This is a genomic window from Pseudomonas marvdashtae (assembly GCF_014268655.2).
Taxonomy (GTDB): Bacteria; Pseudomonadota; Gammaproteobacteria; order Pseudomonadales; family Pseudomonadaceae; genus Aquipseudomonas; species Aquipseudomonas marvdashtae.
Map to the genome: position 1 here is coordinate 82,712 of NZ_JABWQX020000005.1, position 16,044 is coordinate 98,755.

Sequence of the window (16,044 nt, forward strand, 5' to 3'; positions counted from 1 at the left end):
CGTCCGCTTTCGCTGCTGCAACGCGACAGGTGTTGCAGCAGCCGAACCAGATCGCCACGTATCGCCGCAAACAAGCAATCGGCAGGCTGGACGGCAAGCCAGGCTCAGTTCGCGGCATCCGTCAGCTGATCGAGGAGAGAAGCATGTCGTTGAACCATGAAGTCATCCAACGCATCGAGCAGGTCGTCGGAGCGACAGGGTTGGTGCGTGATCCCCAACTGATGCGTGGTTATCTGACCGATTGGCGTAACGCCTACCAGGGCCAGGCTGCCCTGGTGGTGCGCCCGGCCACCACCGAAGAAGTGGCTGAGGTTGTACGCATCTGCCATGACGCCCAAGTTGCCCTGGTACCACAGGGCGGCAACACCGGTTTGTGCGGCGGCTCGATCCCTGACTCGTCTGGCAACCAAGTGGTGCTGTCCCTGACCCGGATGAAGCGCATCCGGGAAATCGACCTGGCTAATGAAACCATCACGGTCGAGGCCGGGGTGATCCTCCAGCAGTTGCAGGACGCGGCCAGTCAGGCCGGTCGTCTGTTCCCGCTGTCGCTGGGAGCGGAGGGCAGTTGCACGGTGGGCGGCAATCTGGCGACCAATGCCGGCGGGACGGCGGTGCTGCGTTACGGCAACATGCGCGAGCTGACGCTGGGGCTGGAGGTGGTGCTGCCCGACGGTCGTGTCTGGAATGGGTTGCGCGGCTTGCGTAAAGACAACACGGGCTATGACCTCAAGCATTTATTCATTGGCTCGGAGGGTACGCTCGGCATCATTACGGCGGCGGTGCTGAAACTCTTTCCGGCGACCCACAGCACAGCGACAGCATGGGTCGCGCTGCCTTCGCCGCAGGCAGCGGTGGATTTGATCGGCCACGTCCGCAGCCTGTGCGCGGATCGTCTGACGGGCTTCGAGATGATGTCGCGCCAAAGCCTGGATTTCGTCCTGGATCATGTGGCCGGCTGCACTGATCCCCTGGAAGCGAAGCATCCCTGGTACGCCTTGATTGAACTGCGGGACACCGTGCCGGACGCGCCGTTGGCGCTTTTGCTTGAAAACGGCATGGCTCACGCCTTTGAACAGGGTTGGGTCACCGATGCGGTACTCGCCAGCAGCCAGGCGCAGGCTGCGGCGCTGTGGGCGCTGCGCGAAGGGATTTCCGAGGCGCAGAATCATGAAGGCCCGAGCCTCAAGCACGACATCAGCGTGCCCGTGAGTCGGATACCGGAATTCATCGGGCGCACCGACAAGGCCCTGCAACAGGATTTTCCGGGGGTGCGCATCGTTTCCTATGGTCACATGGGCGACGGCAACCTGCACTACAACATCAGCAAGCCGGTCGGCGACGCGGACGCTTCATTCAAGGCCCGCGAACACGCGATCATGCAGGTCATCTACCGGATGACGAGCATCTTCAACGGCAGCATCAGTGCCGAGCATGGGCTGGGACAAGCCAAGCCTGACGCGGCGGTTCGCTTCAAGGATCCGTTGGAGATCGAGTTGATGCGTGCCATCAAACGCACGTTGGACCCGACTGGGCTGATGAATCCAGGCAAGGTTTTCACCGTCGGGCTGGAGTGATCGCGCCGGCCTCTGTTAGCCTCCCGCTCGAATACCGGACATGGAGTGGGTGATGACCCAGGTAACCGCCACCAAAGATCGTGTGCGCATCAAGAACGTCGAAGTCCTCTCGGACAACTGGTACATCCTGCGCAAGACCACCTATGACTACCTCGGCCGCAATGGCCAATGGCGTGAGCTGACGCGCGAGACCTATGACCGCGGCAACGGCGCGACCATCCTGCTCTACAGCAAGGCCAAGCAGACTGTGGTGCTCACTCGGCAATTCCGCTTCCCGGCCTTCGTCAACGGGCACGACGGCCTGCTGATCGAAACCTGCGCCGGCCTGCTGGACAACGATGACCCACAGACCTGTATCCGCAAGGAAACCCAGGAAGAAACCGGCTACATCGTCCAAGACGTGCGCAAGGTGTTCGAAGCCTTCATGAGCCCGGGTTCAGTGACCGAGCGTGTGCATTTTTTCGTCGGCGAATATTTCGATGAAGACAAACAGCACGAAGGGGGCGGGCTTGAGTCCGAGGGCGAGGAGATCGAGGTGCTGGAAATGCCCTTGGACCAAGCGTTGGGAATGATCGAAACCGGGGAAATCTGCGACGGCAAGACCATCATGTTGCTGCAGTACGCCAAGCTGCATCAATTGCTTGATTAACCGGAGTCAGCAGTTGGCGATCCCGGCAGCTTGTTTGCCGGCCTCGCCGCTACCGAACCGTTCACGGTAGGCGGACGGAGCCAGCCCCACCGCATTGCGAAAGGCCGCTCGAAAACTTTCCACCGACCGGTATCCACAGGCTTGTGCGATGCCGGTGGTGTTCTGGTCCGTGCTTTCGAGCAGCTCTCGCGCCCGGTTCAGCCGTTCCTGCTGCAGCCAGACCTTGGGCGAGAGTCCCGTGGTCTCAATGAAACGGCGCAAAAAAGTGCGCTCGCTCATGGCCACGCGGGCCGCCATGTCAGCCACGCTCAACGGTTGCTCCAGATTCTCGCGAATCCATTGCAGCACTCGCGTCAGCTCGTTGCGCGGTGACTTGCACACCGGGGCGACGATGAATTGAGACTGGCCGCCGGTTCGTTGCGGCGCCATGACCAGGCGTCGGGCCACGGAGTTGGCGATGTGCGTGCCAAAATCCCGGGCGATCAAGTGCAGGCAGGCGTCGATCCCGGCGGCGCTTCCGGCTGAAGTGATCAACTGGCCTGAATCGACGTAAAGCACGTTAGGGTCAACCTTGATGTTGGGGAATCGTTCGGCCAGTTCCTTGGAAAATTGCCAGTGAGTGGTTACGGTTTCGCCATCGAGCAGCCCGGTGGCGGCCAGTACGAACACCCCCGAGCAGATAGACAGCAAGCGTGCGCCGCGAGCATGGGCTCTTCTAAGGGCTTGCAGCAGCGCTTCGGGGGGCGGCTCGTAACGATTGCGCCAACCGGGAACGATAATGGTCTGTGCGTTCTCAAGCTCCTCGAGACCTGCGTCGACCGAGATCTGCAATCCTCCCAACGCATGCATCGGTCCCTCGTCGACAGCGACGATGCGGTGGGTATACCAAGGCACGTCCAGTTCTGGGCGGGGTAGCCCGAATATCTCCAGGGCGATACCGAATTCGAATACGCAAAGGCCCTCATAAACGAGGATTGCCACTGTTCCGGGATGAGCATGCATTTGGCGTAATTTCACCGTTTATTGTCGTCTGCTGCACTGTAGCGGACAGTCCCATGCCCCTACAATCGCTGCCAGGCAATCAACGAAACCAAGACGGCTGCACCCCACAAAGGTGACGGCCGCATTACCGGTACCCCACCCCATCGCATCGGTAGAAGATTGTCACTTCCAGATTTATTCCTGTTTCAACAGAAAACGATTCGTGCGGATTGCTGAAGTGTGCGTCTCTGATTGAGTTCTGTTAACGGACGCCGCTAATGGATATTGGCGGTGTCGAGGAGTTTTAGTGGTACCCGGATTAACCTGGAGTTGTAAGGGAATGGACTATGTTGCTGATCCAGATAGTGTTTGTCATGTTGTCAGCAAAACTCCTGGGGGCTGTGTTCAATCGCTTGGGACAGCCTCAGGTCGTTGGAGAAATGATCGCTGGTTTTGTGTTGGGCCCGGTTGTACTGGGTCAGCTGTTTCCCGCCTTTCATCAGCAGTTATTCGACAGTAACGCTATCACCCAGCTCAAAGTCCTGAGCGAGTTGGGTATCTTGTTATTCATGTTCGTCATCGGCGCCGAGTTTCGATTCCCATTGAAACAGAGCAAGACTGGCTTCAAGGCCATCGTCATCGGCGCCTTCAGCATCGTCATCCCTTTTTCCCTTGGCGCCGCGATAGCGCCCTGGCTGTTCGAGCATTTCGCCACGCCCGAGACCTCCCGGTTGGGTTTCGTCCTGTTCATAGGCACGGTGTTTTCTGTCACCGCTTTCCCGGTACTGGCGCGGATCCTCAAGGAACGCGGCATGCTCGGTACGCAAGTCGGTGCGATCGCCTTGCTGGCCGCAGCCATGAGCGACGTGGTCGCATGGATGCTGATTGCCGCCGTCGCCATGGTGAATGGTCATGACAGTAACTGGATGGCCTTGGTCGTCCGGGGCGCCTGTCTGGTGTTGCTGGTGGTGTTTTCGTTCCTGGTGCTCAAGCCGCTGTTGAGCCGCTGGCTCGCCGCTGAAGGAAAATTCGCGCAACCGATGGTGCTGGTGGCATTGCTGGCCGGCGTGATGATCTACGGCAGCCTGACTCACGCGTTGCAGGTGCATGCGGTGTTTGGCGCCTTCCTGTTCGGCCTCTGTGTGCCGCGGGAACAGCGCTTGCTGGACATGATCATCGAACGGTTGGAGCACGTATCGCTGATCATACTGATGCCCTGTTTCTTCGCTCTTGCAGGCCTGAGCACCACCTCGTCGGCGTTTACTGGCCTGGGTGTCTGGGTGCTGCTGGTGATCCTGCTGGTGGCCATCACCGCAAAGGTTGCGGGTAGCGCCCTGGGCGCCCGGTTGGTGGGATGCACCTGGTCGACGTCGCTGACCATCGGTGCCCTGATGAACACCCGCGGGTTGATGGAGCTGGTCGTGCTCAAGATCGGCCTGGACATGGGAATCATCGCAAGTGAGTTGTTTACCGCCTTGGTGGTCATGACCATCGTCACGACGCTGATGACCGGGCCGCTGATGAATTTGCACAAAAAGAAAGTTATCCCCATGGGCACTCTGTCAATTCCAAGAGTGTCGCCACCCCACGGATTTGTAACACCGACCGATAACAATGGAATGGAGCGATAAATGAGCGAACAAACGTCCAGCTTGGTTATTGAAGTAATGGAGCAACAACTGGCCAAGCATTTCCAGAGTATTTTGCAAGATGAAAACCGGATGAAGCAGATTCGCAACGAATTTCGCCGCGACGGTTATTTCAACTTCAAGAACTTTTCTTTCCTACCGAAAAGGATCTTGGAAAACGTTCATGCCGAGGTTCATGCATTACTCGATGAATATTCGGTACGTCGCGATGTTACGGTTCCGTCCACGGGTAACACCTATCGCAAGATGTACAACGTCAATCAACCGGAAATCGCCGAGGGCGGGACGTTCATTCCTGCGCTTTATCAATCCGAGTCACTGCGTAATTTCCTGGGCAACATTGCCGGCGATGACTTGGCGTCCTGCTGGGAGCAAGAGCAATACCTGATCACCAAGCTGAGCCATCCGGGCGATACCCACGGCTGGCATTGGGGCGATTACCCATACACGATGATCTGGATCATCGAGGCGCCCGAGGACCCGGCGATCGGCGGCGTGCTCCAATGCGTGCCCCACAGTGAATGGGACAAGCAGAACCCGCAGATCTGGCAGTACATCCTCAACAACCCGATCAAGTCCTACCACCACCTCAAGGGTGATGTGTATTTCCTCAAGTCCGACACCACGTTGCACCACGTCGTGCCGATCCAGCAGGAAACCACTCGGATCATTCTCAACACGTGCTGGGCCAGTGCCCATGACCGGCGAACCGATGTCGCCCACGAGAGCATCGAAGTGATCTGGGATACCAAGGCCAGGACCACCGAAGAAGCTTGACGGCGAACGGCTGGGCGGATGGGTGTCCGCCCGGTTTCATCTATCGAATCAATGTTGCCCCCGGGGCTCAAGGAAGCAGGCCATGTCCATCACTCAAGAAACGTTTCAATCCGAAACCGCCTACGTCGTGCGCAACGAAGGCGTCGATCTGGAACTCAAGTTGTTCATGGATGAGCAGATCGAATACATCCTCAAGCATCGGGCGACCGAACACCCGTTTCTCAATGCCTACGCCGAGCACGGCCTGCCGCCGGAGCAAAGCAACGTGCTGTACCTGGAAACCCTGCATTACTTCAAATACCTGCCGTTCTACGTCTGTGGGATTTCCACCATCACCCGTGACGAGGCAGTGCTGCGCACGATCGCTTTCAATGCCCGTGACGAACTGGGCGAAACCCATTCCCATTCCGACCTGTACCGCAAGTTCCTGCACGACAAGGGCATCAGCGAGGAGCAGATCGAAGCTTACAAGTGCCTGCCCAGCACCCAGGCATTGAACGACGGCATCTGCGCGCTCTACAGCAAACCGCCGCTGCAAAAGGCCCTGGGCGGGTTGTTCGCGGACGAGGCGATGTCGGCATCGATGGTTTCTAAGTACAACGATGGATTGATCAAGGAAGGCGTCAGCGACCGCGGGCGGTTCTTCTGGACGCTGCACATGGAAGTGGAAGTTGGCCACTCCAACGCAGTGTTCAACGTCATGGAAAAGCATCTGCAAACGCCGCAAGAGCGTCGTCTGTTCGCTGAAGGGATTGAACAGTACTTGCACCTGATGGAAGTCTACTGGGATGGCATCGAGCGCAAACTCAACGCTGGAGGACGCCAATGACCGCCAAGAACGAATCCGGACAAGGCGTCGCCTTCGGTCTCGGCGCCACGCTGCTCTGGGGCTCGTATCCGCTGTGGTACAAGCCGCTGGCTGGGCTCGATGCCTATCACCTGCTGTCTTGGCGGGTAGTGTTCGCCGAGTTGTTTCTCTTGGCGCTTGTGCTACTGACTGCGCGGGTCGGAACGTTGCGTTCGACCCTCAAAACGGTTCGCCCGGCCAATGTACTCACCGTGTCCGCAGTGTTGGGGTTGTGGTGGTTGATGTACATCTACGGGATCATGACCGGACGCGTGCTGGAAGTGGCTTTCGGCTATTTCCTTAGCCCGATCATGAGCATGCTGGTGTCACGGGTGATCTTCAAGGAACGCCTCACTTCATTGCAGACCTGGGCGATCTTCCTGGCCGTCACCGGTGTGACATTGATGGCGTTCGAACTGCTGAACCTGCGTTCCTTCCCGTGGATCGCACTGGTCATTGGCTTCTGCTATTCCTTCTACGGCATCTTCAAGAAGAAAGTACCTGGCGATCCGGTGGTCATCCAAACCCTCGAAATCGCCGTGCTGCTGCCGTTTGCGGCGCTGTTCCTGCTGCTGGCGCAGGCCCAGGGCGTGGGGCACCAGTTCCTGCAATCGGGCACCCGCGACCTGCTGCTGGTCGCGACGGGCCTGATCACGGTGCTGCCGTTGTGGTGGTACAGCTTGGCGGCCAAGCAGTTGTCGATGATCACGCTGGGCTTTTTGCAGTTCGTCCCGCCAATTTGCAACTTCCTGTTGGCGGCATTCGTTTATGGTGAACCGGTCTCGTCGTTGAAACTGGCGGCGTTCTCGTTCATCTGGCTGGCGCTTGCGTTGTTCACGTTGAATTCCATTCGGGTCCAGCGTGCAGCGGCAGCCGCCAGATTGTCCGTGCAAATGCGTACGGCATGACCTACCCGCCCGCGCCGCCTTGAAACGGCGCGGGTTTTTCAGGATAAAGGAATTGAAATGAAGAAAGTCGCCGTAGTGGGTTGCACCGGTGCAGTGGGCATGACCATGCTGCAATTGCTTGAAGACACCGACTATGAAGTGGTCTGCATGGCCTCTGAACGTTCGGCCGGCAAGCGCTTGAAGGCGGGTAATACCGAGCACCTGATCGAGCCTTTTTCGGTCGAAGGCTGCGCTTCGTGCGATATCGTTTTCCTCTGTGTGTCAGGCTCCTTTGCCTTGGAGTACGGCGAGCGTCTGGCTGAAAACTCCTATGTGATCGATAACTCATCGGCGTTTCGTTATCACCCGAACATTCCGCTACTGGTTCCGCCAATCAACGGCCAGCGCTACAAGGGCGAAAAGCTGATTGCCAATCCCAACTGCTCCTCAGCCATTGCACTGATGGTGCTGGGGCCGTTGCACGATGCCTTCGGGTTGGAAAGCGCGATCATTTCCACCTATCAGGCCGCCAGCGGCGCGGGGCAACCCGCCATGCTCGAGTTGCGGGAGAAGGCCAAGGCGTTCAGTGACTACGGCGATCAGGACGACAGCGAAAACTTCGCCCATAACCTGGCATTCAACGTCATCCCTCAAGTCGATTCGTTCGAAGACAACGGTTATACCCGCGAAGAAATGAAAGTGGTCTGGGAGTTGCGCAAGGTCCTGGACGAACCGGACCTGGCCATCAGCACCACAGCGGTTCGGGTGCCGACCCTGCGTTCCCATGCCGAGAGCCTGAGCCTGCGCTTCAAGCAACCGGTGCATTCACTGGCCCAGGTGCGCGAGCTCCTGGCGGCTGCACCGGGCGTCGAGGTGGTGGATGAGCCCAAGCAGGGCGTTTATCCGATGCCCATGACCTCCACGTACAAGCATGCGGTGGAGGTTGGACGGATCCGCTATAACCTGATCTACGGCGAACATGGGCTGGACCTGTTCATCAGCGGTGACCAGTTGCTGCGTGGGGCGGCGCTGAACGCGTTCGAGATCATGCAACTGGTCGATGACTGACCCATCGAGGCATGGCGTAAAAACGCGCAATCGCTTTTCGGCGGTTGCGCGTTTTTTCATTCAGCTGGACTGAGGCTCGCTGTCTTCTTGCATGTCATCCAGGTATTCCGGCTGGTCGGGCAGCTCGGTGATGACGCTGAAGTCACTGATTTCCACGGCACCCGTCCCGTGACCGAGCAAGTGGAAAGAGAACGCCTTGCGCGGTTGCGGGTTATCGAAGTGGATATTCATTACCAGCGGTTGATCAGAGGTCACCGCCACGTCGGTGGGCAAGTCCATCGGCACGTCCCGCTCGAATTCCTTGGCCTTCAGGGAGATATAGGCGGCGTGGTCCGTATCCACGGCGCGGATGGTCAAGCTCACACGCGTGCGGGTGCCTTTGGGCATTTCCAGGTATTGGGCGCCGATGAGGTTGTCGGTCCAATCGTTGGTGACCTGCGCGGGAAGGGGGATTTTTTCAGCACTGCCGAACTGATAGTGCTGGTTCAAGGGCGTGGTGAGCAGCGTCTGGTCCAGTGCCGTGGCCCGTGCGCTGATCAGCCTGGCGCGCTGGCCGCTGTATTGCCCGGCGTAGGTGGCGCGATCGGCGATGAAGCCCTCGCTCTTGTAGTCGCGGCAACGCTGGAGGAAATCGCACTCGGTGAAGGTGCCTTTGCCGTCGTGATAGCGCAGCTTGCCGTTGGTGAACGACATGATTTCCCGGCCCGTCGCGTAGTCCCGGAACATCGAGCGACCGGACAATGATGCGGGCACCGTGTAACCGAAGTAGTCGAGAATCGAGGCGGTCAGGTCCACGTGGCCGTAGACGCCTGGCTTGATCCTGGGCAGTGGCTCGGGCGCCAGCGTCAGGTTGAATCCCCAGGACGATGCCAGGCGTACGTCGTCGATGCCATGGGACTCGTCCGAGGTGATGACCACCAGCGTGTTTTCAAGAATCCCCTGGCGTTCCAGGCCCGTCAGGAAACTGTCCAGGGCGTCGTCCAGATAGCCCACGGCGGCCTGCTTGGCGGTGTCGTAGCGTTCCAGATAGTCTTCCGGCGCGGAGTAGGGCTGATGCGTGCCCACGGTCAGCAAGGTCAGCATCCAAGGCTTGTCGGCCTGTTGCAATTGCCCGACATAGTCCAGCGCGCCTTCGAAGAAGGTCTTGTCATCCTTGCCCCAAGGGAATTCCAGATAGGCAGGGCGGGTGAACCAGTCCATGCCCAAGGTGGTGTCGAAGCCGATGTGCGGCATGATCCGGTCCTTGGCCATGAACCGCAGGCCAGCGCCTTGCAGGAAGTGCGTGGAAAAGCCGTTCTTGCGCAACTGGGCCGGTAGGCAGGCTTGGTTGCGTTGGGTCTGATTCAACATCTCGACACCCTTGGGGGTGCCATCGTCGAGTTTGTCGTAGTCGCCACACAGCATCGCGTACAGGCCTCGGATGGTCTGGTGACTGTGCAGCACGTAATCAGGCGTGTTCATGCCGCGTTCGGCCCAGGCACTGAGGCGCGGCATGAGGTTTTCCTGATAACTGCTTTTCAGGGCCTGGCGGTTGGTTTCCAAGTAGGCGCCGGGGATTCCTTCCAGAGCGATGACGAGCACGTTGCGTGCTTGGCCCGGTGCAGCCAGCAGCTTTTGTCCATCAAGGTCCAGCCGGGTGAGTCCTTCCATGGGCGGAACCTGATCCGGCACATCGCCGGCCAACCGTTGCTCGATATGCTCTTGACCGGCGGCGAAGCCCGCGGTGATGAGTTGATGGGGCAGGTTGAACAGGTTCCATTGGTCCGCCTCGTTGGGCCGCCAGGTTTGCACGGTGCTGTGGGCCAGCAAAAGCAGGATCGGCAGCGCCCAGGCGTGGCGCGGCAACGGCGGCGCCTGGTGGCGCCGATTGGTCCACTGAACGATCAACCACAGCGCCAGTGCGGCGAGCACGATGGCGGCAAGCCAAGGATGTGCGAAGCCACCGCTGGTGGAATTCTCGACGAATTGCGGGTCGATCAGATATTGGATGTCCGCCGGTGTTGGCATCCGGCCCACGGCATTGACCAACTCGATGCAAGCCAGCGTCAGCGCACACCAGGCCAGCAGCACGGGCAATGCCAGCCACCAGGGGCGTCGATACAGCAGCGTAATCAACAAGACGCCGATGGCCAGGTCCGAAAGATAACCCAGCGGGTCGGACCAGCCCAATGCAAGCCGCAAGCCCATGGGGACCAGCAGGACGGCGCCAGCCAGGGCGCTGAGTGACGCGAATGGATGGGTGAGTGCGCGGTAAAGAGTGTTCACAGAAACGGGCCCTTCGGTTGAAGCCAATCCATCGGATAACCCATAGGATTTTCCTTTCGGTCATGAAAGTGTCATGACATCGTGCGTGATGGTACCAAGCGTAGCGGCCAGCGACCGCTCAACGTCGATGTGCCTGGCTGTGGTTCACTTGCAGGGCCTCTACAATGGCCATACGACGCGGCTTCGAGGCGTGCGCAAAACTTGTATCAGGATTTCTCATCGGGGGATGGATGGACAGGTTCCAGGAAATGCAGGTATTCGTCGCCGTCGCCCAGGACTCTGGGTTTTCCTCGGCTGCGCGGCGCCTGGGGCTGTCGGCCGCCAGCGTGACGCGGGCAGTGGCGGCGCTGGAGCAACGCATCGGGACGCCGTTGCTGGTACGTACCACGCGCAACGTCTATCTGAGTGAAGCCGGCCAGCGCTTTCTCGACGACTGTCGGCGGATCCTCGGCGATTTGCAGGAAGCCGAGGATTCGGCGGCCGGCAGCCACGCACAGCCTCGCGGGCAACTGACCATTACCGCGCCCGTGCTGTTCGGCCAACTGTTCGTCACGCCGGTGCTGGTGGATTACCTGGAGCGGTTTTCCGAGGTCTGTGTCAACGCCCTGCTGCTGGATCGCACCGTCAGCATGGTGGAGGAGGGCGTCGACGTCGCCGTGCGCATCGGCGAGTTACCCGACAGCAGCTTGCACGCCGTTCGTGTCGGCGAGGTGCGGCGCGTGGTGTGCGGTTCTGCGCGGTTTTTCGCCCGCCATGGCCGGCCCCAGCACCCACAAGACCTGGAGCGGATGCCCGTGGTGTCGTCATCAGCCATTGGCCAGGTCAGGAACTGGACCTTCGTCGAGGCAGGCCAGCCGCTGTCAGTCCGGCCCGCGCCTCGGCTGGTGGTCACGGCCAACCAGGCGGCCATTGGTGCAGCGTGCCAGGGATTGGGGATGACGCGGGTCCTGTCCTATCAAGTGGCGGCCAACGTTGCCGCCGGCGAGCTGGAAATCGTCCTGGCTGACTTCGAGCTCCCGCCGCTGCCGATCCATGTGGTGTACCAGGGCGGGCGCAATGCGCCGGCGCGCGTTCGCAGCTTCGTCGACTTCATCGTCAGCGCGTTGCGCGAACACCCGGCCTTGAAAGGCTGACGCATTGTTGCGCCGATAGAAATGATGGATTGCGTTTCCAGGTGATTCTATAGCTTCGGGCTAGAGCGGAAGATGAAGCCATCGACGCCGCTTACCGATGGCGTCATTTCCCAGCGGAGTCGACCATGAACCCTCTCAAGCTCTATCACTTCCCCCTCTCTGGCCACGCGCACCGTGTGCAGCTGATGCTGTCGCTGCTCAAGTTGCCAGTCGAAGTCATCTTCGTCGACCTGGCCAAGGGTGCGCACAAACAGGCTGATTTCCTCGCGATCAATCCGTTCGGGCAAGTGCCGGTGATTGATGACAATGGTGTGGTGCTGGCTGATTCCAACGCCATCCTGGTGTACTTGGCGCAAAAATATGGCCAAGGCCGTTGGCTGCCAATGGACCCGGTCGGCGCCGCTCGCGTACAGCGTTGGCTGTCGGTAGCGGCCGGACCTCTGCATGCCGGACCGGCCACGGCGCGGTTGATCACCGTATTCGGCGCGTCCCATAACGCCGAGGATGTAATTGCCCGTTCCCACAGCCTGCTCAAGGTCATCGACCATGAATTGAGCAACAGCGCTTATCTGGCCGGTGACACGCCAACCATCGCCGACATCGCTGGCTACAGCTACATCGCCCATGCACCAGAGGGCAATGTTTCGCTGCAAGATTACGCCCATGTGCGCGCATGGCTGGCGCGGGTCGAAGCCTTGCCCGGGTTCGTGGGGATGCCACGTACCGTTGTGGGCCTGCAAAAGGAGGCTTGAGCACCCGGTCGCTCGTGGAGGGGGCAAACGCCCTCGCCACGGTTTCTGTTAAACGTCGAAAGCGCTAATCTGCCAGCCTTTTCCCGCGGGTGGCTGCGCTTCATGACTTTTATCCACAGGCTGTCGCTGGCCCTTGCCGCGCTGTTCCTGAGTGGCTGCGATCAGCCCGCACCTCTCGTCCTCGATCAGCAACTCTATATCTGGCAACGCCAGTGGACACCCGCTCACGCGTTGGCGCTGCGCCAGAGCCGTGGCGACTTTTCCAGTGTCCGGGTGTTGGCGTTGCAGGCATTTCCCGGCGCCGGCTGGAGCCGGGCGCGGATCGATCCGGCGATGCTCAAGGCTGACGGTCGGCCGTTGGTGGCTGTGATTCGCCTGGACGGTCAGCTCAAATCCCTCAACCAAGACGATGTCATCGCGCAGATCCAACACGTGCTAGGCGACTGGCAAGCCCAAGGCCTGGCGCCGGTGGGAGTTGAGATCGATCACGATGCCGGTAGCGCACGACTGCCGGCCTACCGGACGTTCCTCGCACGATTGCGCCAAACCTTGCCGACCACGTTGCAGCTAAGCATCACGGCGCTGCCGGCCTGGCTCGACAGCCCTGAACTGACCGAGTTGTTGCAGACGGTGGACAGCAGCGTGTTGCAGGTTCACGCGGTCAGCGACCCGCGGCAAGGACTGTTCGATGCCGGCCAGGCCAGGCGCTGGGCCAAGCGTTGGGGGGCCGTCACCACGCGGCCTTTTTATCTGGCCTTGCCGGCGTATGGCGTGGCGCTTTTGACTCAGGAAACCGGTGCGCCGGTGGTGGAAAGCGAAGTGCCCATCGACCGGGGCGGCGAGCGTCGGGAATTGTTGGCCGATCCGCAAACCGTGGCCGGGCTTGTTGCCGACCTGCGCGCCGAACCGCCGGAGCATTTGGCCGGGCTGATCTGGTTTCGCCTGCCGCTGACGGGGGACCGGCGAGTCTGGAGCCTGACCACGCTGGGCGCGGTTGCCCGTGGAGACAGCCTCGACAGTCGCCTGGCGGTGCACGTTGACGAGCAAGACGGCCTGTACGATATCCGGCTGGTGAACCAGGGCAATCTCGACAGCCCCTGGCCCCAGCGTCTGACCCTTGCTGTAGGCGCCTGTGATGGGGTCGATGCCTTGGCGGGTTATACGTTGCAACAAACCCCCGGACTGCTTACCTTCACCCGCATTCAGGAAGGCCGCTTGGCTGCCGGTGCCCAACGGGCTATCGGCTGGGCGCGCTGTACGAAAATTGACCAAGGAGGATTCAATGTCTACCCGTAACTGGCCTCGTCGCCTGCTGTGCCTGAGCCTCAGCCTGCCGCTGGGCCAGGCAATGGCTTGTGGGCCGGATTTCCCGATGCGCCTGCTGGATAACCGTGCCCAGTCATTGGCTGAACTGCCCGAAGGCAGCTTTCGCTTCGAAGTCAGCCGCCTCGGCCAGGCCATCGCGGGGTTGAAGCCAGTGACAGAGGCAACGCGCAACCCGGATTACAGCTACGACGATGTTTCTTCTTACGTGGAACAACGCAACAAGGCCGAACAACTTGGCCTCACGCCACCGCAACAAGCCGTGGTGGAGCGTTTGCGGGCATCAAGCGATGTCGAGCTGGTCGTTGCCGAAGCGGCGAACCTGCCCGCCGAGTTGCGGTTGTATGCGATCGGCGCGGCGGCCTTCAATGCGGGCGATCATCCGCGTGCTGCCGAATCGTTCCAGCAATTGCTCGCGTTGCCGGCCGACGAGCGTCGTTTGCGCAGCACCTGGGCCGCCTATTCCTTGGGACGTGCCTTGTTTGCCATGAGCGTCGAGGCCGGGCGCGGCGAACCGGCGGTGATGCAGGATCAGGCTCGCCAAGCGTTCCGCCAGGCTCGCGAGCTGAGTATCGCCGGCTTCAGTGATCCGCTGGAATTGGGCGTCGCCAGCCTGGGCGAAGAGGTCAGGGTCGCCTATACCGCCGACGACTGGGACGCCGCCATCGGCCTGTATGCGAGCCAGAACGCTCAGGGCTCCCCGGTCGGCTACAGCTCGTTGCTGCAGTTGGCGGGCGGCCTCAGCGTCGAGTCGGAAGAACGCCTGGGCGAATTGCTCAAAGCCAAATCGGTCCAGCGCTTGGTAACCGCCTATTTGCTCAGCCGTGTCGGCTGGTGGGACGGCGAAGAGCCGTCCGGCGAGAAAAAACTCGTCAAGCTTCTGCAAGCCAGCGCCCAGAGCAACCTGGAAGACGCTGATCGCTTGGCGGCGGTGAGTTATCAACACGCTGACTACGCTGGCGCAAAGGCGTTTGCAGACAAGGCCGCCGACACCGGATTGGCCTGGTGGGTGCGGGCCAAGCTCGCGTTGCGCGAGGGCGACAAAGTCGCTGCGGCGGCGGCTTATGCCAAGGCCGCCCAGGCTTTTCCGCAGGACGAGTCCTGGGGCGCCCGCCGCACGCCAGACTGGGATTACGAGACGGTACAGCCCAAGTGTCGGGTCGAGGGCGAAAGCGCGATCCTCGCGTTGCAACGGGGCGACTATCTGCAAGCGTTCGATCAGCTTTATCGCGGCCAGGGCAATTATTGGTATGACGCCGCGACGGTCGCCGAGCGCGTGCTGACCGTCGAGGAACTCAAGCAATATGTCGACGCCCAGGTGCCGGCACCGCCGCCGTTGAGCCAGGAGGATCGAGACAACTACGTGCAGTTGTCCGTAGCCGGGAACCTGCGCAACCTGCTGGGGCGTCGCTTGCTGCGTGAGGGTCGCTACGATGAGGCACCGGCTTATTTCGATAACGCCGAGCTGCAGGACAAGGCCCGCGCCTACGGAAAATTGCGCCAGGATGCCGAGTCCAAATGGTTGCCAACCAGCCGTGCCGAGGCGTATTTCAACGCGTCCGTCATCGCGCGCAAGTCCGGCATGCAATTGCTGGGCTACGAGATGGCGCCGGATTACGCGAGCCTGGATGGCAACTACAGTTTTGAGCCGGTGGAGCTGAAGATCGGTCCGCTGGTAGCGGAAGGCGAAGTGCAACGGCAACAGGCCAGCACAGCGCAACCGGACGTGCGTTATCACTACCGTTTTGTCGCCACGGCGTTGGCGAGCCAGGCTGCCGATCATTTGCCGCACACCAGCCAGGCGTTTGCGGCGGTGCTGTGCAAGGCGGTCGGGTACAACTCGAGTCTGGAAGTGCAAAGTGCGTTGTATCAGCGTTACGTGAAGGAAGGCCCCTACGTGGAATGGGCGTGGGATTTCGGTCACCAATGTGCGGAACCGGCGTTCGACCAGGCGAATAAACGCTACGTCACCCAGGCCCTGGCACCGATTCGCTCGGCCCTGCGGCCTTTCAAGGCGTGGTTGGAGGTGGGTGGCGCGGTGCTCGTGGTGGCCGTGGTGCTGGCATTCATCAGCCGCCCCAAGCGCAAGGCGCGGATGGCAGCCGAGTAGATTGATCAATCTGTGGCGAGGGAGCTCCC

The 16,044-nt window shown here is 60.5% G+C and carries 13 protein-coding genes; 11 read left to right on the forward strand and 2 right to left on the reverse strand.

What is annotated here, in order from left to right:
• Positions 1 to 143: 143 nt before the first annotated feature.
• Together HU742_RS24725 and nudK are read left to right on the forward strand one after the other, a co-directional pair.
• Positions 144 to 1,574, forward strand: coding sequence for an FAD-binding oxidoreductase (locus HU742_RS24725; RefSeq protein ID WP_186644938.1), 1,431 nt, complete (start codon positions 144 to 146; stop codon positions 1,572 to 1,574).
• A gap of 52 nt (positions 1,575 to 1,626) precedes the next feature.
• Positions 1,627 to 2,223 carry a GDP-mannose pyrophosphatase NudK gene (nudK, locus tag HU742_RS24730; RefSeq protein ID WP_186633295.1) on the forward strand — a complete coding sequence of 199 codons (597 nt, stop codon included), beginning with the start codon at positions 1,627 to 1,629 and terminating at the stop codon, positions 2,221 to 2,223.
• A gap of 6 nt (positions 2,224 to 2,229) precedes the next feature.
• On the opposite strand, the gene ftrA is transcribed toward nudK, so the two are convergent.
• The gene (ftrA, locus tag HU742_RS24735) at positions 2,230 to 3,225 is read right to left on the reverse strand and encodes a transcriptional regulator FtrA (RefSeq protein ID WP_186634404.1); all 996 of its coding nucleotides are present in this window, start codon (positions 3,223 to 3,225) and stop codon (positions 2,230 to 2,232) included.
• A 353-nt stretch (positions 3,226 to 3,578) separates the two neighbouring features.
• On the opposite strand from ftrA, the gene HU742_RS24740 reads away from it, so the two are divergent.
• The 5 genes from HU742_RS24740 (at position 3,579) to HU742_RS24760 (ending at position 8,432) form a co-directional block, all read left to right on the forward strand.
• A complete protein-coding gene (locus HU742_RS24740; protein ID WP_225923658.1) occupies positions 3,579 to 4,835 on the forward strand; it encodes a cation:proton antiporter domain-containing protein in 1,257 nt (418 codons plus the stop codon).
• A complete protein-coding gene (locus HU742_RS24745) occupies positions 4,836 to 5,630 on the forward strand; it encodes a HalD/BesD family halogenase (RefSeq protein ID WP_186611307.1) in 795 nt (264 codons plus the stop codon).
• 82 nt (positions 5,631 to 5,712) lie between these two features.
• Positions 5,713 to 6,459, forward strand: a complete 747-nt coding sequence (locus HU742_RS24750; protein WP_186633289.1) for an iron-containing redox enzyme family protein — start codon at positions 5,713 to 5,715, stop codon at positions 6,457 to 6,459.
• Positions 6,456 to 7,385, forward strand: coding sequence for an EamA family transporter RarD (gene rarD / locus HU742_RS24755; RefSeq protein WP_186633287.1), 930 nt, complete (start codon positions 6,456 to 6,458; stop codon positions 7,383 to 7,385). Before HU742_RS24750 ends, rarD begins: the two co-directional genes overlap by 4 nt.
• A gap of 57 nt (positions 7,386 to 7,442) precedes the next feature.
• Positions 7,443 to 8,432 carry an aspartate-semialdehyde dehydrogenase gene (locus HU742_RS24760; protein WP_186644936.1) on the forward strand — a complete coding sequence of 330 codons (990 nt, stop codon included), beginning with the start codon at positions 7,443 to 7,445 and terminating at the stop codon, positions 8,430 to 8,432.
• A gap of 60 nt (positions 8,433 to 8,492) precedes the next feature.
• Here HU742_RS24760 and HU742_RS24765 read toward each other — a convergent pair whose 3' ends face one another.
• Positions 8,493 to 10,697 (reverse strand): LTA synthase family protein, encoded by a 2,205-nt coding sequence (locus HU742_RS24765; RefSeq protein WP_186644930.1) that lies wholly within the window; start codon positions 10,695 to 10,697, stop codon positions 8,493 to 8,495.
• Between the two features lie 230 nt (positions 10,698 to 10,927).
• On the opposite strand from HU742_RS24765, the gene HU742_RS24770 reads away from it, so the two are divergent.
• The 4 genes from HU742_RS24770 to HU742_RS24785 all read left to right on the forward strand — a co-directional run bounded on the left by HU742_RS24770 (position 10,928) and on the right by HU742_RS24785 (position 16,015).
• Positions 10,928 to 11,830 (forward strand): LysR family transcriptional regulator, encoded by a 903-nt coding sequence (locus HU742_RS24770; RefSeq protein WP_186633278.1) that lies wholly within the window; start codon positions 10,928 to 10,930, stop codon positions 11,828 to 11,830.
• Between the two features lie 125 nt (positions 11,831 to 11,955).
• Positions 11,956 to 12,582 (forward strand): glutathione S-transferase family protein, encoded by a 627-nt coding sequence (locus tag HU742_RS24775; protein WP_186644928.1) that lies wholly within the window; start codon positions 11,956 to 11,958, stop codon positions 12,580 to 12,582.
• A gap of 102 nt (positions 12,583 to 12,684) precedes the next feature.
• Entirely contained in the window at positions 12,685 to 13,878 is a 1,194-nt protein-coding gene (locus tag HU742_RS24780) for a DUF3142 domain-containing protein (RefSeq protein ID WP_186644926.1), read from the forward strand.
• Positions 13,865 to 16,015, forward strand: coding sequence for a hypothetical protein (locus tag HU742_RS24785; RefSeq protein ID WP_186644925.1), 2,151 nt, complete (start codon positions 13,865 to 13,867; stop codon positions 16,013 to 16,015). The genes HU742_RS24780 and HU742_RS24785 overlap by 14 nt, the downstream gene beginning before the upstream one ends.
• Positions 16,016 to 16,044 lie beyond the last annotated feature (29 nt).

Excerpts from the sequence above, each read along its gene's own strand:
- HU742_RS24725 (WP_186644938.1), top strand. The coding sequence starts at position 144 with ATGTCGTTGAACCATGAAGTCATCCAACGCATCGAGCAGGTCGTCGGA.
- nudK (WP_186633295.1), top strand. The coding sequence starts at position 1,627 with ATGACCCAGGTAACCGCCACCAAAGATCGTGTGCGCATCAAGAACGTC.
- ftrA (WP_186634404.1), bottom strand. The coding sequence starts at position 3,225 with ATGCATGCTCATCCCGGAACAGTGGCAATCCTCGTTTATGAGGGCCTT.
- HU742_RS24740 (WP_225923658.1), top strand. The coding sequence starts at position 3,579 with ATGTTGTCAGCAAAACTCCTGGGGGCTGTGTTCAATCGCTTGGGACAG.
- HU742_RS24745 (WP_186611307.1), top strand. The coding sequence starts at position 4,836 with ATGAGCGAACAAACGTCCAGCTTGGTTATTGAAGTAATGGAGCAACAA.
- HU742_RS24750 (WP_186633289.1), top strand. The coding sequence starts at position 5,713 with ATGTCCATCACTCAAGAAACGTTTCAATCCGAAACCGCCTACGTCGTG.
- rarD (WP_186633287.1), top strand. The coding sequence starts at position 6,456 with ATGACCGCCAAGAACGAATCCGGACAAGGCGTCGCCTTCGGTCTCGGC.
- HU742_RS24760 (WP_186644936.1), top strand. The coding sequence starts at position 7,443 with ATGAAGAAAGTCGCCGTAGTGGGTTGCACCGGTGCAGTGGGCATGACC.
- HU742_RS24770 (WP_186633278.1), top strand. The coding sequence starts at position 10,928 with ATGGACAGGTTCCAGGAAATGCAGGTATTCGTCGCCGTCGCCCAGGAC.
- HU742_RS24775 (WP_186644928.1), top strand. The coding sequence starts at position 11,956 with ATGAACCCTCTCAAGCTCTATCACTTCCCCCTCTCTGGCCACGCGCAC.
- HU742_RS24780 (WP_186644926.1), top strand. The coding sequence starts at position 12,685 with ATGACTTTTATCCACAGGCTGTCGCTGGCCCTTGCCGCGCTGTTCCTG.
- HU742_RS24785 (WP_186644925.1), top strand. The coding sequence starts at position 13,865 with ATGTCTACCCGTAACTGGCCTCGTCGCCTGCTGTGCCTGAGCCTCAGC.